12 protein-coding genes are annotated in these 17479 nt (G+C 56.0%); 5 read left to right on the forward strand and 7 right to left on the reverse strand.

Annotated elements, in window-relative coordinates; translation table 11 throughout:
- Nucleotides 1-431 precede the first annotated feature (431 nt).
- Nucleotides 432-1178, reverse strand: a complete 747-nt coding sequence (locus JRJ26_18335) for a hypothetical protein (protein ID MBW2059452.1) — start codon at nt 1176-1178, stop codon at nt 432-434.
- 659 nt (nt 1179-1837) lie between these two features.
- On the opposite strand from JRJ26_18335, the gene JRJ26_18340 reads away from it, so the two are divergent.
- A complete protein-coding gene (locus JRJ26_18340; protein MBW2059453.1) occupies nt 1838-3472 on the forward strand; it encodes a sodium:solute symporter family protein in 1635 nt (544 codons plus the stop codon).
- Nucleotides 3473-3574: 102 nt separating this feature from the next.
- Here JRJ26_18340 and JRJ26_18345 read toward each other — a convergent pair whose 3' ends face one another.
- Entirely contained in the window at nt 3575-5617 is a 2043-nt protein-coding gene (locus tag JRJ26_18345; GenBank protein MBW2059454.1) for an AsmA family protein, read from the reverse strand.
- Nucleotides 5618-5923: 306 nt separating this feature from the next.
- Here JRJ26_18345 and JRJ26_18350 point away from each other — a divergent pair, with 306 nt between their 5' ends.
- Nucleotides 5924-6334: a cupin domain-containing protein gene (locus tag JRJ26_18350; GenBank protein ID MBW2059455.1), complete on the forward strand. Its 411-nt coding sequence runs from the start codon at nt 5924-5926 to the stop codon at nt 6332-6334.
- Between the two features lie 76 nt (nt 6335-6410).
- On the opposite strand, the gene JRJ26_18355 is transcribed toward JRJ26_18350, so the two are convergent.
- Nucleotides 6411-7964: an altronate dehydratase gene (locus tag JRJ26_18355; GenBank protein MBW2059456.1), complete on the reverse strand. Its 1554-nt coding sequence runs from the start codon at nt 7962-7964 to the stop codon at nt 6411-6413.
- Between the two features lie 171 nt (nt 7965-8135).
- Here JRJ26_18355 and JRJ26_18360 point away from each other — a divergent pair, with 171 nt between their 5' ends.
- The 3 genes from JRJ26_18360 to JRJ26_18370 are packed head-to-tail and all read left to right on the forward strand — an operon-like array spanning nt 8136 to nt 12185.
- A complete protein-coding gene (locus JRJ26_18360) occupies nt 8136-9389 on the forward strand; it encodes an ArgE/DapE family deacylase (protein ID MBW2059457.1) in 1254 nt (417 codons plus the stop codon).
- A 35-nt stretch (nt 9390-9424) separates the two neighbouring features.
- On the forward strand, nt 9425-10462 hold the full coding sequence (locus JRJ26_18365; protein ID MBW2059458.1) for a hypothetical protein: 1038 nt from the start codon (nt 9425-9427) through the stop codon (nt 10460-10462).
- 43 nt (nt 10463-10505) lie between these two features.
- Nucleotides 10506-12185: a thiamine pyrophosphate-binding protein gene (locus tag JRJ26_18370; GenBank protein MBW2059459.1), complete on the forward strand. Its 1680-nt coding sequence runs from the start codon at nt 10506-10508 to the stop codon at nt 12183-12185.
- Between the two features lie 266 nt (nt 12186-12451).
- Here the strand turns inward: JRJ26_18370 and JRJ26_18375 are convergent, their stop codons facing one another.
- The 4 genes from JRJ26_18375 to JRJ26_18390 all read right to left on the reverse strand — a co-directional run bounded on the left by JRJ26_18375 (nt 12452) and on the right by JRJ26_18390 (nt 17157).
- Nucleotides 12452-13300 (reverse strand): carbohydrate ABC transporter permease, encoded by an 849-nt coding sequence (locus tag JRJ26_18375; protein MBW2059460.1) that lies wholly within the window; start codon nt 13298-13300, stop codon nt 12452-12454.
- 7 nt (nt 13301-13307) lie between these two features.
- Nucleotides 13308-14180, reverse strand: a complete 873-nt coding sequence (locus tag JRJ26_18380; GenBank protein MBW2059461.1) for a sugar ABC transporter permease — start codon at nt 14178-14180, stop codon at nt 13308-13310.
- Between the two features lie 157 nt (nt 14181-14337).
- On the reverse strand, nt 14338-15783 hold the full coding sequence (locus tag JRJ26_18385) for an extracellular solute-binding protein (GenBank protein ID MBW2059462.1): 1446 nt from the start codon (nt 15781-15783) through the stop codon (nt 14338-14340).
- 225 nt (nt 15784-16008) lie between these two features.
- On the reverse strand, nt 16009-17157 hold the full coding sequence (locus JRJ26_18390; protein ID MBW2059463.1) for a hypothetical protein: 1149 nt from the start codon (nt 17155-17157) through the stop codon (nt 16009-16011).
- Nucleotides 17158-17479: the final 322 nt, after the last annotated feature.

Raw genomic sequence — 17479 nt, forward strand, 5'->3', positions numbered from 1 at the left:
GGATAGTTAAGCCCCCGAAAAGGGCTAAGTTATGTTCGACTAGGCGAGATTCGGATTGGGGAGTAGGTTGGATTTAGTGGCTGATATTGGCTTTTTCTGATAAGAAAAAACACCACCCCCCTAGTGGATCGAGGCACCTGCTAGAGCGATATCGAGGGGAAAGCCCGGTTCAAGGGGGAATCTTCTGATAGCTGCCATCATAGAGTCCTGATAAAATGAGGGTGGAAAAATAGAGATTGCTGTGTTTGTATCTCAGATCTGGCTTGATGTTCAAATAGAGAAAAGCACGGAATAGATTTAACGCCAGAATCAGGGTTAGCCAAAAGGCAGAGATGGCAGTGGGATGATGCCTGTACACATGGTCGGCATGCCAATAGGTGACCATCTCGTTTAGGGCCTTATTCTCGATGTGCCATCTGGAATGACCAAGATCAACAATGGCCTCGTCTCCTAATGGTCCTGTTCTCCACAGATCGCACCACCCTTACACCCCTGCCCAAGGCCTGCCACGAACTGAAATCCTCAATATCCCACATCTGTCTTGTTGTGTTGCCCTCTAGCTGGGTCAATGGTTCCTCATATTGAAAAAGACTCTTGGCATCCTGGATTAGCTCCCGCCTCTGATCCTTTAACACAGCGATGATATGCTTGCCATGGGCGAGGAGAAGATCAAAGAAATGGGCCCTTAGATAAAGTCCATCGGCAACGACTAGATCAAAGGCGCGGGGGTAATGATCAAGTATCCTCTCCATGAGACGAAAAGCCGCGCCAACCTCATCCTCGCCCCCTCTCTGCTCCTCCACATCTAATAGGAGGGGAAAATCCTTGGCTGAGAGCATGGCTATGACATTGCGATGATAGTACTGGATACGATCCTGTTGCCTGGTGTGGATCACCCTGCTCAGACAACCAGGGCAACAGCGCAGATAACTTGCGCTTGATTCATGACCATCTATGATCAACACATCAAACCCATGGGTCTTCTTGAGGGCTTTGTTCCGCTTCAATCTGCTGTAGACGTGGTGGGTGAAATGACGGATGGATTCCAGGTTGATCAGGCAAAAGACCCGCCCTATCGTATCAGCACTAGGCAGATCTTGGCCCAGCCACCTCCTCCAAAAACCATTGCCCCTTTGCTGCTCCAAGGCATTCAGACTCCCCATCCGGGTGAGCATCATGACCAGGGCACTTGAAAATATGACAGGCGTCTTGATCGACGGCCTTGTCCGCCTGTCGGCGATACTGCCGAGCAGAGCGCGAAACTGATAGACCTTCTCTACATAGTGGAGAAAACGCCTGAGAATCGCTTACCCCTTTTCCTTTAACCTATTCCAATAGAGGGAGGATATCTTCTCGAGCAACTGCTGAACATCGCGGTAGTTTTGCACCCACCTGCGTACCAGCTCCTCCTTGTTCTTGGGGATATAGAGCTGCTCGATCTTGCCGTCTTTGCTTCGGCTCAGAAAAAGCGAGACATGTTTGGTTCCCCTTCTACATTTACAATTCGGTTTTCCACAGACCCGTTCTCTCACCGATAAGGTGCCCCTGACAAACTCTCTGTAACTGACATAGGGCTTCAGCCGGGAACGAATCTGCTCGGTAATTATTCGGAAGAAAAAAGATTATAAAATTGAAAATTTAGGCGTGTTTGAAATTTCAGTTGCGGAACCGCTGCTCGTCGAGGGCGGGGGTTGACTCGAAACCCTTTTTCTGTTTTACTTGACCCTGCAGTAAATCCGCCGGGAAGGGTATTGCCGGCAGAGCTGTTCCGTTAGGGTCATGTTCAGGCGAAGGCCACCCAGACTCTGGGTGGCTTTTCCACTGGAGGGGCCGACCTTTGGCAGAGAGAACTCTTGTCGTCGTCACCTACCTCCTTATCATCTCGCTGGTAGGCATCTATACGCGCCGATATGCAAGGGGAACCCCGGAAGATTTCTTTTTGGCCGGGAGGAATCTCGGTCCCTTTCTCCTCTTCTGCACCATGGCCGCCACCAATTTCTCCGCCTTCACGGTCTTCGGATTTTCCGGAGCAGGCTATCGGCTGGGATATGGATTCTACCCCATCATGGCCTTTGGCACCGCGTTCATGGCCGTCACCTTCAGCTTCATCGGCAAGCGGGTCTGGCAACTGGGCAAAAAAGAAGGCCATATCACTCCCGCCGAACTGATCGGCAGGAGATACCGGAGCAGGGCTCTGCGGCTTGTTTTCTTCGGAGTCATGGTCATCTTCACCTTGCCCTATATTGCCATCCAACCGATCTCCGCCGGCTACGCCCTCGAATCGCTCTTGGGAATTCCCTATTTTGCCGGTGCCCTTCTGGTCATGGGTGTAATCGTTGCTTATGTCTTCCTGGGAGGACTTCGGGGCGTGGTTTGGACCGACGCTCTTCAGGGAGCCATGATGATTCTTCTGATGATCACTGCTCTAATGATCGCCGCTGCTCCCCACGGCGGCTTGATACGGGCCAATCTCACCGCCTTTCATCGCTTCCCGGATCTCTACTCGAGACCGGGCCCCAACAACGCCTTCCCCCTGGGTATCTGGTTCAGCTATATGATTCTCTGGTTTCTATGCGATCCTCTGTTCCCACAACTATTCCAGAGATTCTTTGCAGCCAAGGACCGCCGTTCTCTCGATATCACGATGCTCACCTATCCTCTGGTCACGGGCCTTCTCTTTCTCCTTCCCGTATCCATCGGAGTGATCGGACGTCTCTCCCTGCCCGGGCTCAAAGGGAAAGAGGCCGACAGGATCCTGCCTCTTCTCATGCAGCAACTGGCAGACAACTGGATAGGCGCTCTCGTCCTCACCGCCGGGCTGGCTGCACTCATGTCGACTCTCGATTCACAGCTATTGACCCTGAGTTCGATGTTTGCCAGAGATATCCCGCGAAGGCCTCACGGCGCGAAAAACCAGCAGAAGATCGGCAGGATCTTTGTTATCGTCCTGGCCGTAGCCGGCCTGGCCATAGCCTATAGGCCGCCGAGTACGATTCTGACAATTGCGACCCAGACCTTCACGGGCCTCGCTGTCCTCTTCCCCACCCTCGTCGCCGGACTCTACTGGCCAAGGGCTACGGCCCTTGGTGCAGGTCTCTCCATCCTGATCGGGGAGACCATGGTTGTACTCTACGCTCTGGGCTGGCTTCCCACCTTGGGGTTCCTCCCGGTTGTTCCGGTGCTCCTCGTCACGAGTGTCGTCATTATAGTGGTGAGCCTTCTCCAAAGGGGCAGGCCCTCGGCGGAACCGGAACTGCCTGGAAGCATCGGTGGGAGACCAATCGGACGAAAAAAGGCTGTCACAGGGGGCGCCGTGTTTGCAGTACTCTTCCTCCTGGGAATCGATTACTGGTCATGGGGATCGGCCACGCCTCTGATTCTCGGTTTTCCCTGGTGGCTCTGGTATTTTGTCGGGCTAAACGGGTTGCTCATTGTCGCCATGGCCCTTTTCTTGCGGGATCGGCCCCTGTAGCGCAAACCCGTGTTGCCGGCCATGCCTCCCCCGGTCCCGGGAGTCGGATTTCCGGTATCCCGGAGTCTCTCGGTATAGGGGTATACCGGGTTCCCCTCTGTTTCACTCCTTCTTGCCCGAAGAGAAAAGCCCTGGGATCAACTCTTGGAGGCCACCCTCCGTGCTTTGCTTTCCCTGGGTCAGGTCTTCCAGGATCTTCAGGGCTTTCTGCTTTGTTGCCTCTCCGCCCCCTTCTTTACCCACCAGATCCTCCAGGATCTTCGGGGCCGCCTCCATCACCTTTTCACTCTCCAGAAGACCGGATAGGTCCGGCCTGAATCTTGGGTGAGAGATTGTCCCGGAGATCTCAACGGGAACCATGAACCCTTTCCTCAAACCGCTGTCGCCCTGCCCCTGTAGAGTAGCCACGAACTTGGGCTCCACCCTGTATTCGATTGTCTCCCGTGGCAGGTCGATCCTTCCCCTGCCCACCACCCTCAAAAGGGGAGAGGCCAGGTAGGTGGAGGGGTTGACGAGCAGGCCGTCCTTCAAGGTGAACTTACCCCTGAGTTCTGAGAACTCGGTCTTGAGCCTCTCGGTTTTCTCCATCCCGAAAACGGCCTTCACGTTTCGAACCATCTGGACAATGTCGAATCCTACAATGGCCCCGTCGGTGAAAGAGAACTGACCCTTCCCGTTTAGTGTCTCCCTTATCTGCTCTGGCTCTGTACCCCTGAACGAGATATCTCCACTGAAATCGATGAGCCCTTGGATCCTGTCCGTGTAGCCGAGGTCTTTCAGCAAAGGACCTGCATCCACATGCTCCATCCCGGAGACGATTCTGATCCTCGGTCTCTCCTGCTGAAGATTCCCCGTAAAGATACCGGAAAGCTTGCCACCGTAAAGACTCATGGAAAAGGGGTCCACCCGGATGATCCCTTCCCGCATCTCGACTCTGGCCATCACCTGGGAAAGGTCTGCCCCCCGGATCTTCAATTCCCCGATACGAATCTCCCCTTCCACCACGGCCTTCCGGGGGAAAGCAAACCGGGGTTTCCCCTCCCCTTTCGTACCTCCCCCGTGTTTTTCTTTGTCTTCGCTTCCGGCCGAAGCAGGTAGATACCGGTCCACATCGATCCTGTCCACGGCAAGGTCGAACTTGCACACAGGCTTCTCAAATTGGCTCGCCTCCACGTCGAAATTCATTGTGGAACCGTCCAGCTTTAAGACCCCTCCCTTCAAGTCCACCGCCTTGGATGTCCCGGTTGCGGTTACCTTAAGAGCCATCTCCTTGAAGGCATCGGGGGATCTCATCTTCTTGGAAAGATCAGAACCTAAGGCCTTTGCCAGTTTCCGGGGAGAGAAAGGGTCGGTCTCAACGGCTATTTCGAATCGAGGTCCCTCATCCAACCCGGCCAGAAAACCCCTGACCCGGGCCACCAACACGTCCAGTCCCCGTACTTCTAAAGAAAAGGGAATCTTCTCTCTTCCCAAAGACACCCCGAGAGGGCCTACCCTGCCTTTGATCCGGATAGGCCGCCCGTTCAGCCGTGCAGAGAGATCAAGGGAGATGGGTCGATCCAGGGAGATCGGGTGCAGCCCCAGGTCGACTTCCGTGAGCCGCTGCTCGGTGCCCTTCCGGCGATCTAACCAGAGTAGTTCTCCGGAGGTCACGGCAAACTCCCCCACCGTGAGTTTCTTGATCCCAGGGGAGGGTTTCTCCTTGGAGGCAGGCTTCTTCCTGGTCTTCTTTTGCTCTGCTCTCCCGGTGAGATCCTGCCAGTTTCCCCGGCCGGCCTCATCTCTTTCAAGCACGACCCTGGGACTTTTCAGGATAAACCGCCTCACGTCGATCTCCTTGAAGATCAGGGGGAGCAGTTTGACTCTCACCTCGAGCCGGTCCAGGGAGAGGAAGTCTTCTTCCCTGAACCCCTTCGCATTGCCGAGATGTATGTCCGACAGGGACAGTCCGGCCCAGGGGAACACGGTAAGCTGGATATCTCCCCCGATAGAAAAGGCTCTACCAGTGGATTCTGTCACCATGCTCTGGATAGCGGGTTTGTATTTGTTGAAATCCACGATTCGGGGGAGTAGGAGTGCAAAAACAAAGAGAAGCAAAACCAGGGCTCCTATGATGATTCCCAACCACTTTAGCACTCTGACCATGGTTCCTCCTTCACACCGTCTCTTCCGGAAAAGGGTTTTTTCTTAAAGCTTAGGGCTTTGTTCCAGATCTTGTCAAGCGGTCTCAAAGAAAAGTCTCTCCCAGGGACCGGCCGCCTCCTGCCCGGCAGAAGTGTTCGAAACCCGGAGGAGATCCGGATCCGGCCCTTTCCATAGGCGGGAGACCCGGGACCTCCACACCTGTTGACAATGAGGGGATTTTTGCTGTTTTATTAAGGCCGGGCAGCCTGCTCGAAAAGGGCTGTAAACGGTCGGCTCACAAAATCTGCTCAACAGGGGGAAGAAGCCATGCTGGTTAGAAATGTCAAAGAGGTACCTGAGATTTCCCTGAAGACCGTTCTCCATGAGGGCAAGCCCCTCGACATAACCGGAACATCCATCCGGTGGCTGGTCCATAACCGGTACGGAGGGCCTGAGTACAGGCACAACTTCGCCTTGCGCCATTTCACCATGAAACCGGGAGGAAAGATCCCCTTCCACGCCCATGAGTACGTAGAGGCCGTCTTTGTCCTGGAAGGGTCTTTGATCTTCAAAAGCGAAACGGAGGCCGCAAGAGTCGGACCGGGAGACGTGATATACACCTATACATGGGAAGGTCATTCCCTTGAAAACCCGAGCAAGACCGAGACGGCCGTATTTACCTGTACCATCGATTGTCCCGGGGACGGCAGCAACTGCCTCGAACCCGAGCATCCTTGATGCAAGAGAGGCTGTGCGGGCCGATTCAGGCTCCCCTGGCCCGCTCGCAGTGGGGGCATCTGCCGATCCGCAGTGTTTACTGCATCGGTCCCAGGATCCAGGGAACGAACTCCTCTTCACCCAAACCCTGGAGTTCGCTTTTTGTTCTCTCACCAGACGCCACGGCGATAATCCGTTCGAAAATCTCCCGGCCAACCGAACCGATCGGTTCTCCCTCCAGAACCACTCCGGCGTTGATATCCATGTCGCCTATCATCTTCCTGTAGAGCCGAGAATTGGATGCGACCTTGATCACCGGAGCCGGCTTGAACCCAAACACCGAGCCCCGTCCCGTGGTGAAGACAACCACATTCGCCCCCCCCGCAACCATCCCGGTCACAGACGTGGGATCATGACTCGGGGTATCCATCATCACCAGCCCTTTCTCGGCCACCCTCTCCCCGTACAGGTAGACCGCATTGAGAGGTGTATTCCCTCCCTTGGCTACGGCACCCAAAGACTTCTCGTAGATCGTGGTCAACCCTCCCTTCTTGTTGCCGGGGGAGAGGTTATTGTCGAGTTCCGAATGGAAGAGGCGAGTGTATGTTTCCCACCATCGGATCCGTTCCAGGAGCCTTCTCCCCACTCCCTCGTCCCTGGCCCGCCTGGTGAGGAGGTGCTCGGCCCCGTACAGCTCCGCCGTCTCTCCGAGGATCACCGTTCCCCCACAACGGACCAGTTCGTCAGCGGCCAAGCCCAGGGCAGGGTTTGCCGTGATGCCGGAATCAGCGTCACTGCCTCCACACTGTGTGGCCAGGCAGATCGAGGAGACAGGTTGAGGAGTTCGCCGCGCCTCGTTCGCATGGGGTAGCATCTCCAAAACGATTTTCACACCTTTTTCCACCGCCTCTTGGGTTCCACCGGTCTCTTGGATGTTCACGATAGGGGGGTGTTGAAAGAGGGGCAGGTTGGGACAGGTCAATCCCTTGGCCTCGACGAGGCTGCTGGCCTGATTCATTTCACAGCCGAGTCCCACAAGGAGGTACCCGGCTATATTGGGGTGGGTCGCAAAGCCTGCCAGGATCAGCTGGAGCCTCTCATGATCCTCTCCTCCCATGGGCATGCCGCACCCGCTGTGATGGCAGACAGGAAAAACAGAGTCCACGTTGGGGAACGCCTCGAGCCCTCCTACTCGAAAATGACGGGCGATCCGGCGGGTGACCGAGGCCGAACAGTTACACGTGGAGATGACGGCGATACAGTTTCTTGTCCCGACCCGGCCATCGGCTCTCTGAAAACCGAGAAACGTCCTCGTCTTGGCCGCCTGGCCGGCCACCGGCGGCTTGACCTCCGTGGCAAAATCCTGGTCTCGGGCAAAGCTGCCGGCTTCCACATTGTGGATGTGAACGTGGTCCCCCGGCCTGATCTTCTGAGTGGCAAAACCGATAATCTGTCCGTACTTCCGGACCGGAGCGGAGCGGGGGATCTCCCTCAAGGCGAACTTGTGTCCCCCTTTAATGGTCTCCCTCACTAGAATCATCCCCCCCCGATACTCGAGAGTCGTCCTGGAGGGTATGTCTGCCCTTGCAAGGGCAACGTCGTCTTCCGGCATCAAGACGATCGCCTTTTCGTGGAGTGGACAAAGGCTCATCTCTTCCTCCCCTTTTGTCTGGCAAGAAAACCGTACCCCCGCTCCCCCTTGCCTGCCATGACAGTTGCAGCCGGAAACTTCGTTGAAGTGGCGGCCGAGGGTTGCAGGCCACTCCCAAATTGTTGTATCTATATCGGATCTCGGCAGGAAAAACCAGAGGGAGGCGAGACCATGGAGAAGAGAGTGCTGTTTGGGAAGTTGAAAGAACAGATCCTGTCGTTCCGGGACGAGGCGGTAAGGATGCTCTGTGATCTCGTCGCGATTCCGAGTATTTCCGGGCAGGAGGGTGAGATTCAGAAAGAACTCTGCAAGCGGTTCTCTCGGTTGGAGGGTGAGGCCCGGCTCATCCCCATCAAGGAATCCCTCCGATCAGATCCGGATTTCGCCTCCGGCATCAAGGTGCCCTTTCAAGACCGGCCCCAGACACGGTATTTCTGGAAGGGAAGAGGGGATGGAAAGAGCCTTATCGCCTGCGCACACGTGGATGTCGTAGGGCCGGGGGACTGGAAAGAGGCCTTTGAGCCCAGGGTGGAGGAGGATCTGGTTTACGGCCGGGGAGCCGTGGACGACAAGGCTGCAATCGTCTCAATCTTCTTTGCCCTGAAGGCGCTCCAGACCATGGGCATTCACCTCCTGGGTGATACTGAGGTCCATCTGACAAACGAGGAAGAGGTGGGGATGGCCGGTGCCCTGGCCTTTGTCCGCGAGGGATTCAGGGCTGACGGTGTCCTTGTCCTCGAACCTACAGACCACAGAATCAACATCGCTCACAGGGGATGCCTCCAGTTCACGATTGAAGTGGAGGGCAAGCAGGCCCATCTCGGGAACAAGCGATACGGGGTCAACGCCATCGAAAAGGCAGCAAAAGTCATCGACGCCCTCGTCAAGTACGAGGACAGGCTGATAGAAGAGGGCCGGGGTTATCCGCTTTTTGAGGACTTTGAATACCCGGGGCAGGTGAACGTCGGAATCATCAAAGGTGGCGACTTCTTCTCGATTGTTCCAGACGCCGTGACGATGGAAGGTGGGGTCGGCTTCCTCCCCATGAAGACCATGGAAGGAGTTGAACGGGAGCTCGTCGATGTGATTCGTGGAATCGAGGACTCCTGGGTGAAAGACCATGTTCGTGTTCGCTACGAAGGGCTCAAGAACGAACCCTATCAGATGCCAGAGGGCCATCCCTTCACGGAAGCCCTGCGCGAAACGCTCCGGTCTCTGGGCAGGGACGTGGAGGTGAGAGGGATGATGGCCTCCTGTGATGCGAGATACTACTATAATCAGGGAGGAATGCCCAGCATCGTCTACGGCGGCTATAACGAGAGACAGGCCCATTCGAAAAACGAACATGTCCAGATTCCGGATCTTCTTGAGACAGCATACGAGTACGGGGTCTTTCTCACCGAGTGGTGTGGAACGGCCGCGTAGAGTCCCGGCAGTCCTCTTCACGGGAATTAGACCTTATGCCTGACTTTCAAGACATCATCTCCATGGTCCGCGGGCCCCTGCCGGAAAGACCGCTGGTGGCTCTGTGGGATTATGCCCCGTGCCATGCCAGCATGGTCGGGGGTATTCCAGACATGCGGCGGTACTATCTGGATGTGGAGGAGAAACTCTCGGTGCAACTCCGGCTCAAGGAGCGATTCCCCGAAGCATTGATTCTGCCCGGTATCTGGCCTGACCTGGGCGTGGTCATCGAGGCCTCTGCCTTTGGAGGGCAGATCACCTGGTTCGAGGAGAGCGCACCCTACATAGCCCCTTCGGTAACCGATCTGTCAGAGATAGACCGTCTCAAGGTCCCCAACCCTCAAAATGCAGGACTGATGCCTCTCTATCTCGTCCAGATGGAGAAGATGCAGGCTCTTCTCTCTGCAAGGGGAGAGAAGATGGAGAAGCTGGTTATCTCCATGGGCCCGGCAGAGGTAGCCGGCCTGATTTTGGGATATGATCGTTACTTCCTGGGGCTTTACGAGGATCCCGACCGAATCGTAGCCCTTATGGGCTGCCTCACAGAACTGATTACCAAGTGGCTCCATATCCAGGAGGAGGCAAATGGACGGGCAGACCTGCTGATTCTAGGGGAACACGTGCCGAGTCAGGTTAACCCGGACCAGATGGAACGATTCATCCTTCCTCACATCAAGGCCATATTCGATGAGTTCCCCTATGCCGTCAAGATCTATCATAACGAGGGATTCCACACGGACAGACACATCGCTTTGATTCAGCGTTTTGGGTTTGACATCTGGCATTTTGGGAGCGATCAGCATGATCTGGCCCGGCTCTATCCACTTCTCGATGAGAGAATATGCCTTTTTGGAGGCCTGAATCCCCACGGCACCCTGCGCAGGGGAAGTCCTGAAGAAGTTTCCCGGGAAACCCGGGCCTGCCTGAGTGCGGCCAGGGGGAGAAGGCTTATTCTCTCCTCGGGAACCGGTACGACCCCGGATGTTCCGGTGGAGAACGTGCAAGCCATGGTGAAAACCGCTACGGGTGGATGAGAACCGCGGGAAAGAAAAGACAGACAGTCCGCTAGGAAAGGGGATAGCGATGAATGTATGGCAGGCAGTTGTTTCGGCCCTCAAGGCAGAGAAGACCGAATACGTCTTCGGCCTGCCCGGGGGAGACCTCTTCTATGACGCTCTTCTTGATGCACCGGAAATCCGAACGGTCCTTGTGAGAGAGGAAAGCGCCGGCCCGTTTATGGCCATGGGCTACGCCCGCCTCACGGGTCGGCCGGGTCTCTGTTACGGTCCCAGCGGTCCCGGCGTGTCCAATCTCGCTTCCGGGATTCTGGAGGCGTACTCGGCATGCCTCCCCGTTATTGCGGTGGGCTGCAGTTCGAAGCGGGCCAATGCTGGTATGGGTGCATTCCAGGAATTCGACCAAGTCGCGCTCATGAAACCCATCACCAAGTGGTGCGACCGGATCACAGAGCCGGAACGGGCCGCATGGGTGATGAGGAGAGCCTTTTCTCTCTCTACCAACGGGAAGCCCGGCCCGGTCTATATCGACATCCCCAAGGATGTGGGGGAGAAAGGAGGCGACATCCCGGAGTACGTACCTGCACGCTACCCACTGCGGTGCTCAGGTGATCCCGAGGCAATTTCGGAGGCAGCAGGCCTGCTCATGGAAGCAAAAAGGCCGCTAATTGTGGCGGGCGGGGGAGCCGTGAGTTCCAGGGCTTTTGCAGAGGTGAGGGACCTTGCTGAATTGCTGGGCATCCCTGTCATGACCACTCCGTGCGGGAGGGGCATCATCCCGGAGGATCACGCCCTGGCTCTGGGCCTTGTGGGATTGTACTTCACCGAGATCGGTGAAAGGGTGTACGGTGAGGCCGATCTGCTGATGACTCTCGGTTCCCGCAATGAAGATTTCCAGTCAGGTGAACAGAAGTTCTTCCCCCAAGGAGCGAAGTACATCCAGATAGACATCGACCCCGAGGAGATAGGCCGCAATTGGATTCCCGACGTGGCGATCATAGGGGATGTGAAGCTAGCCCTTCGGGACCTGATCCGCCGCCTCCGCCAGGAAGGCGCGGACGTAAGGCGAGATCCTTCCAGGATCTCAAGAATCCTCGACGAGAAGAAGGCATATGAGGCTCGGGTCGAGGCTGAATGCCTCACAGACTCGGTCCCCATAAAGACGAAACGCGTAATTCGCGAATTGAACCGGGTTTTCGGGAAGAACACGGTCCTGGTGAATGAAAACGGATCCCAGGACCTGTGGTCCTACTACTGGCCCTATTACAAGGTCCTCGATGTGAACAGCTGTGTGGCTCCTGGAGAACAGACATGCATGGGAGGGGGGTGCTCGGCGGCGATCGGTGCCAAGCTGGCCATGCCGGATAAGAACGTGATATGCCCGGTGGGCGACGGGGCTTTTCAGATGTTCATGAAGGAACTGCCCACTGCCGTTCAGCACCATGCACCCGTGACCTATCTCGTCCTCAACAACTCTATGCTCGGATGGATACGCTTCCACCAGAAGAACAGAGGCGATCGATTCATCTCCACCGAATTCGAGGTCCAGCCTGACTTCGTGAAGATCGCCCAGGCCAGTGGGTGTTTTGGCGAGCGGGTGGAGAAGCCGGCTCAAATCAAACCAGCCCTGGAGAGGGCCCTCCAGGCGACTCTCGACGGTACTCCGGCCGTGGTAGAGTTTCTCGTTGACGGATGGGACTTCGCCCCTGGCTTCAAGAACTTCTATAAGCGGCTCGCTTAGGACAGGCCCCTGGGGAAACCCCTTGGCCCCGGGCGACATGGCGGAAACGGTGGGGTACCCATCCGGGAGCAAGCGGGAAGGGGAGTGTTCGTGGCTCGTGTTCGTGGGGAAGGGGCAAGAATTCCCCGCCCGCGAATCCCGAATGGGACACCGCCTGAGCTTGGGAGCGAAGCGACAGGGGAACTCCCCGGCAAAGAGAGAAATGACTGCAAATTCAACGGTTTGCAAGAATAGTCAGTCCAAAGGACAGGAAACTCCCCAGCCTCCTATCCCTTGACCCCTCCCATGGTCAGCCCTTTGACGATGTATTTCTGGGCAATCAGGAAGAAGACGATTCCGGGTATGCTTGCAAAGATCGCGGCGGCGGATATGGTGTTCCAGTACGTCAGCTCGTCTCCGACAAAGTAGTACACGCCCACGGTGATGGGTTTATTGATGTCGCTGTTTAGGAAGAGGTAAGGCGACAAAAACTCCTGCCATGTCCAAAGAAAGGCGATGATTGCGACAGCAGCAATACCCGTTGCAACCCCCGGAAGCACGATTCTGAAGAGCACACCCATACGAGTACACCCATCGATCATCCCGGCGTCCATCAGGTCTGAAGGGAAGGTGTCAAAAAAGGACTTCAGGATCCACACAGCCAGCGGGTAGGAAAGATAGATGGCAAATATGATCACACTGAGCTTTGTGTCTATCAACCCGAGGACCCTGAAGATGATGTAGAAGGGAAGGAGCAGACTCAGAGGGGGGAGAATACGGGTCACCAGGAAGGAGACAAGGATGAGGTTGCTGCCCCTGTACGGGTACTTGCTGAGCCCGTAAGCGCTGAACACCCCTGCGGTCAGGATGAAGGCGACGGTGGAAAGGCAATAGATCAATGAGTTCAAGATATACCTGGGAACAGGAGACTTGAAGATGACCGCCTTGTAAGCTTCAAAGGTCGGGTTCCTCGGGACATAGGTCGGCGGCGTGAGAAAGGCTTCCTTCAGCGACTTCAGCGAGGTGATAAATGTCCATCCGATGGGGATGAGCATGAAGAATAGGATCACACCGACCACCACATACGGCGTCGCTCTCTGATCGAGCACCTTTACGATCGAGTCTCTCGCTCTCATAGGCCTTTCACCCTTTTTCCCTTCTCAAAATATGGAAAATGAAAAAGCTGCCTATCATGAGCAGAAGAAAAAGCATGATCATACTCATGGCGCCGGCCACGCCGAAATTGAAGTATCGATAGATGTAGTCCAGGATATAGAAGCCGAAGGTGTAGGTCGCCTTGGCCGGCCCTCCAAAGGTCATGGAGAAAATAGTGTCGATGGTTCTGAAGGAGAAGATGGTTGTGATGACGACCCCCGTCAACATGGCCTTCCTGTTCAGGGGCAGAGACACGTGCCTGAAGATCTGCAGCGTGTCTGCACCATCCACACGGGCGGCCTCGTACAGGGTCGGGTCGATGCTTTCCAGCCCTGCGAGGATAATGATGGTCATGAATGGGATCCGCGTCCAGGAGTCCGCGATGATCACCCCCATCATGGCGAGATCCGGGTTGCCATAGATATCGATCGGCTCACGGAGAATCCCAAGACGGAGAAGGAAATCGTTGATGACCCCAAAGGAGGGATTGAACATCTGTGCCCACATGAACCCCGACACTACCATGGGGACGGCCCACGGGAACATGGCAAAAGAGCGGAGGATGCCTGACCCCCGGGTTATCCTGGACAGAGAGTGGGCCAGAATCAGGCTGATCACGAATGTCAGGGAGGTCACACCCGCGCAGAAAACCATGGTATTCTTGAAGCTTAACCAAAACACCCGCTGGTGGAAGAGGTATCTGTAGTTCTTCAGCCCACAAAAGACAACCGGACGGATGTTGTCATACCTCAGAAGACTCGTGGCTACCAGGAGAACGAAGGGGACAAGGATCCACAGAAACAGCACAGCCGCTCCAGGCATCGACAGAATGAAACCGAATCTACTGTCCGACAGCCTCATGACCTCACCCCAGGTTCCCCGGGATCTCTATCGACTCACACGGCCTCAACCGACTCATCCCGTAACAGTCAAAAACCCGGTGGCCCTGCGGTCGGTCCGCTGGGCCACCGGTGAAACTTCCCATCAGCCCCGCATGCCTCTTTTCCGGGACATCTGCTTAGTAGTATAGGAAGCTCTCGATCTCCTCTTGAGCCCGCTCCAATGCCTGGATAGGACTGACCTTACCGGTCGCGGCTTTTCCGAAGTACTCGAGAAGGATATCCATCATCTTCTCTCCACCAGGAGGGAAGACCTCCAGTACCGCGTTCTCGTTACATATCTTCCGGACATCCACGTAAGCCACCTTGGCCATGACCTCCGGGTCGTTGAACACCGCCGGGAGGAAGGGTGAGTTGCCCTCGATCAGGAGCTCGTTCACTCCTCCCTGTTTGCTCATTCGGACCTCTCCGAGGATCATTGCCGCCGCCTTGGCATTGTCAGGTGCAAAGCGGTTGATCACAAAGGCCGAGAAGTTCGTGGGTGCCGCCCCCCGGTACTTCTCCGGCATACTCTTGCTCCACTTTGGCGGGGGAAACGCAACCCAGTCACCCGGAGCATCGACCGGTTTGCCGTACACATCCTTGTGCACGCCCGGCGATTTCTCGGGATCGGCGAATCTGACTATGTTCGTGTTCAGTCCTGTCAGGATCATGGCGATCTTGCCCATGGCGAATGCCTGCTGATAGTCGTTCCACGTCCAGCCGAGAATCGCCTCAGGAGCCGACTTGTCCTTGGCGATGAAGTTGACGAGGGTCTCCCACGCCCTCTTGAACTCAGGCGTGAGCAGATCGATCTTTCCGTTCTTCATCAACCGGCCGCCCTGTGCATAGGTCATTGCTTGCAGAGTCTGGAGAATGTAGTGGTCGCCCGTGAATCCGACGCCCCAGTATGTAGAATCCAGGTTTTTCAAAACCCACTGCCTGGCCTTCCGGGCGGCGACGATCAACTCCTCCCAAGTGCTGGGAACCCCGACCCCTGCTGCCTTCAGCCAGGACGGTCTGGCGTAGCTGATATTGGCTTTCTGAGTGTCGACCGTACCGTAGAAGTGTCCATCCGGCCCTTTCAGCAGCTGGAGCAAACCCTGAGGATAGATGGCCTGCACCTGGGGGCTCCAGATGGCGTCCATCTTCTCGATCCAGTTTGCAGAGATGAGATGCTGGAGGGCAAAAGCCGGTTCGGAGACGCACATGGAGGTAACGTTTGGATCCCGGCTCACAAGGGCGCTGATCGTCTTCTGGAGGAGGACCTGATCTGAAACCTCCACGTAGTCCACCTTGATACCGGTGAGTTTTTCAAAGAGTTTGAAGTTCGCAAGAGTACCCGGGTCGTGTTCCATGCCCCCAGCGTTGAAGTGAAGGATCCTCTTGACCCCCTTTGTCGCCTTCTCCCATCCTTTTGGCAGGATATAGTGGTCAGCGGACAACCTCTCCGCCGCCGGGCGCGGCTGGTCCCACTTTATCTTTTCCCAAGGTTTCTTCTTTGCCAGGACGTCCTGACCAAAACCAAGCAGAGACAGAGCAACTACGATCAAAGCTACGGCGATTCTGATTCCTATCTTTCCCATGAGTTTCCTCCTTTCATCACGAAGGCCGTCTCACAACCATGTCTTCCCCGTTGCCTCGGCCTCCCATGGATTCGATCCTCTCCTTCTTGGTCCTTCCCCCAAACCAGAAAATCCTTGGAAACCTGCAGTTTCTCACCCCCTTCCCGGACAGTTTTCCACACCTGGCCGCCGCCCGAGCTCTGACGAAACCATGGAGCGGAAGCCTCCGCTTAGGTCGGCTCCCCCTTACAGCCAACCCTTTGTCGCATAGTCTCCGTACTCCAAAGCCGCCTCGAACATGGCCACGATGTTCTCGGGTGGAACATCGGCCTGAATATTGTGCACGGAATTGAGTACGTATCCCCCCCCTTCGGCCATCTGGGCAAGCCTCAACCGGACCTCGGCCCTCACCTCATCAGGAGACCCGTAAGGCAGGATCCGCTGCGTGTCGACCCCTCCCCAGAAGGAAAGCCTATCGCCGAACTCCCGTTTCAGCCTGGCCGGGTCCATACCATTCGCGCTCACCTGAACCGGATTAAGAATATCAACACCGATCTCGACCATATCGGCAAGAAAGGGGTAGACTGCTCCGCAGGTGTGGTAGTGGATTTTGGCTGAAGTCCTCTGCCGAATCGCATCGATCAATTCTGCCTGCCTGGGTTTCAGATACTTGCGGTAAGCCCTCGGCGATACCATCGGCCCCTCCTGGGTCCCGATGTCGTCCCCGTAGACTACCACGTCCACCATGTCGCCTACTCCTTCAAGCATGTTCCACGTTAGGTCTATCTGATACTTGAGTATCCTATCCATGATAGCACACACGGCTTCTGGATTCATGGCCATGTCCAGGTACCATCCTTCAAACCCCCTCATCAATTGACTCTTCCCTATGAACCCACCCCGTATGTTGACAACCACGGCATAGCCCTTCCGCTGGTATTCCTGGATCTCCTCCTTCACCCCTTTCACTCTGCTCGCATCTCTCCCGTCCGGCCATTCAAACCGGTCGAGACCTGAAGCCGTGATACCCTGGCTGAAAGGACTCTTCACCACGTCGTAGTACAGTCCGTTGGCCGCCGGTCTCCGCACCAACCCCCACTCGTCCTCATAACAATCCCCGGGAAAGACCTTGTCTCTCCATGCATCCCGGGGTCTTGGAAAGACACCCCTTAGATCGACACCGAATCGCTCGAGCAGCTCTTCATCCACAGCCACCCTGGCAAGCTGGAAGCTCTTGTCGAAAACAACCGTGGGGCTTTCTATCCCGAGGTATGCCTTCAGACTGTCGTATGCTTTCTTGACTATTCCGGTGTTTACCGAACTTCCCAGATCTATGGGTACTCTGTCAGGCTCTCTGTGTTCGAGAGCAGTCCTCACTCTCTCTCGGTGGGTCATCTCCAGACAAGCTCCAAGGAAAGATCCGTGACCCGGCAGATTGCGCCGGCCGAAAAGGCTCGCGGCTCTGTGCCGTCAAAACACCCGGACCGTAACAAGGAGGCCCGTTTATGTCCGCTCCCGGTTAGACTCCGAGCCTTTTCTCTGCCAGGGCATGCAATCAGAGATTTTTCTAATCCACCGGGGAGGTTTTGTCAAGAACCGTAAAGGTGGAGTTTCCTGACTTTTGGAGAACACCCTTGCCTCCGAGCGACATTGCGGAAGCGGTGGGGTACCCATCAAGGGTGAGCGGGGAGGGGAAAGGTCGTGTTCGTGATTCGTG

It is taken from the genome of Deltaproteobacteria bacterium (genome assembly GCA_019308905.1).
In the GTDB taxonomy this organism is placed as follows: Bacteria; Desulfobacterota; BSN033; order WVXP01; family WVXP01; genus JAFDHF01.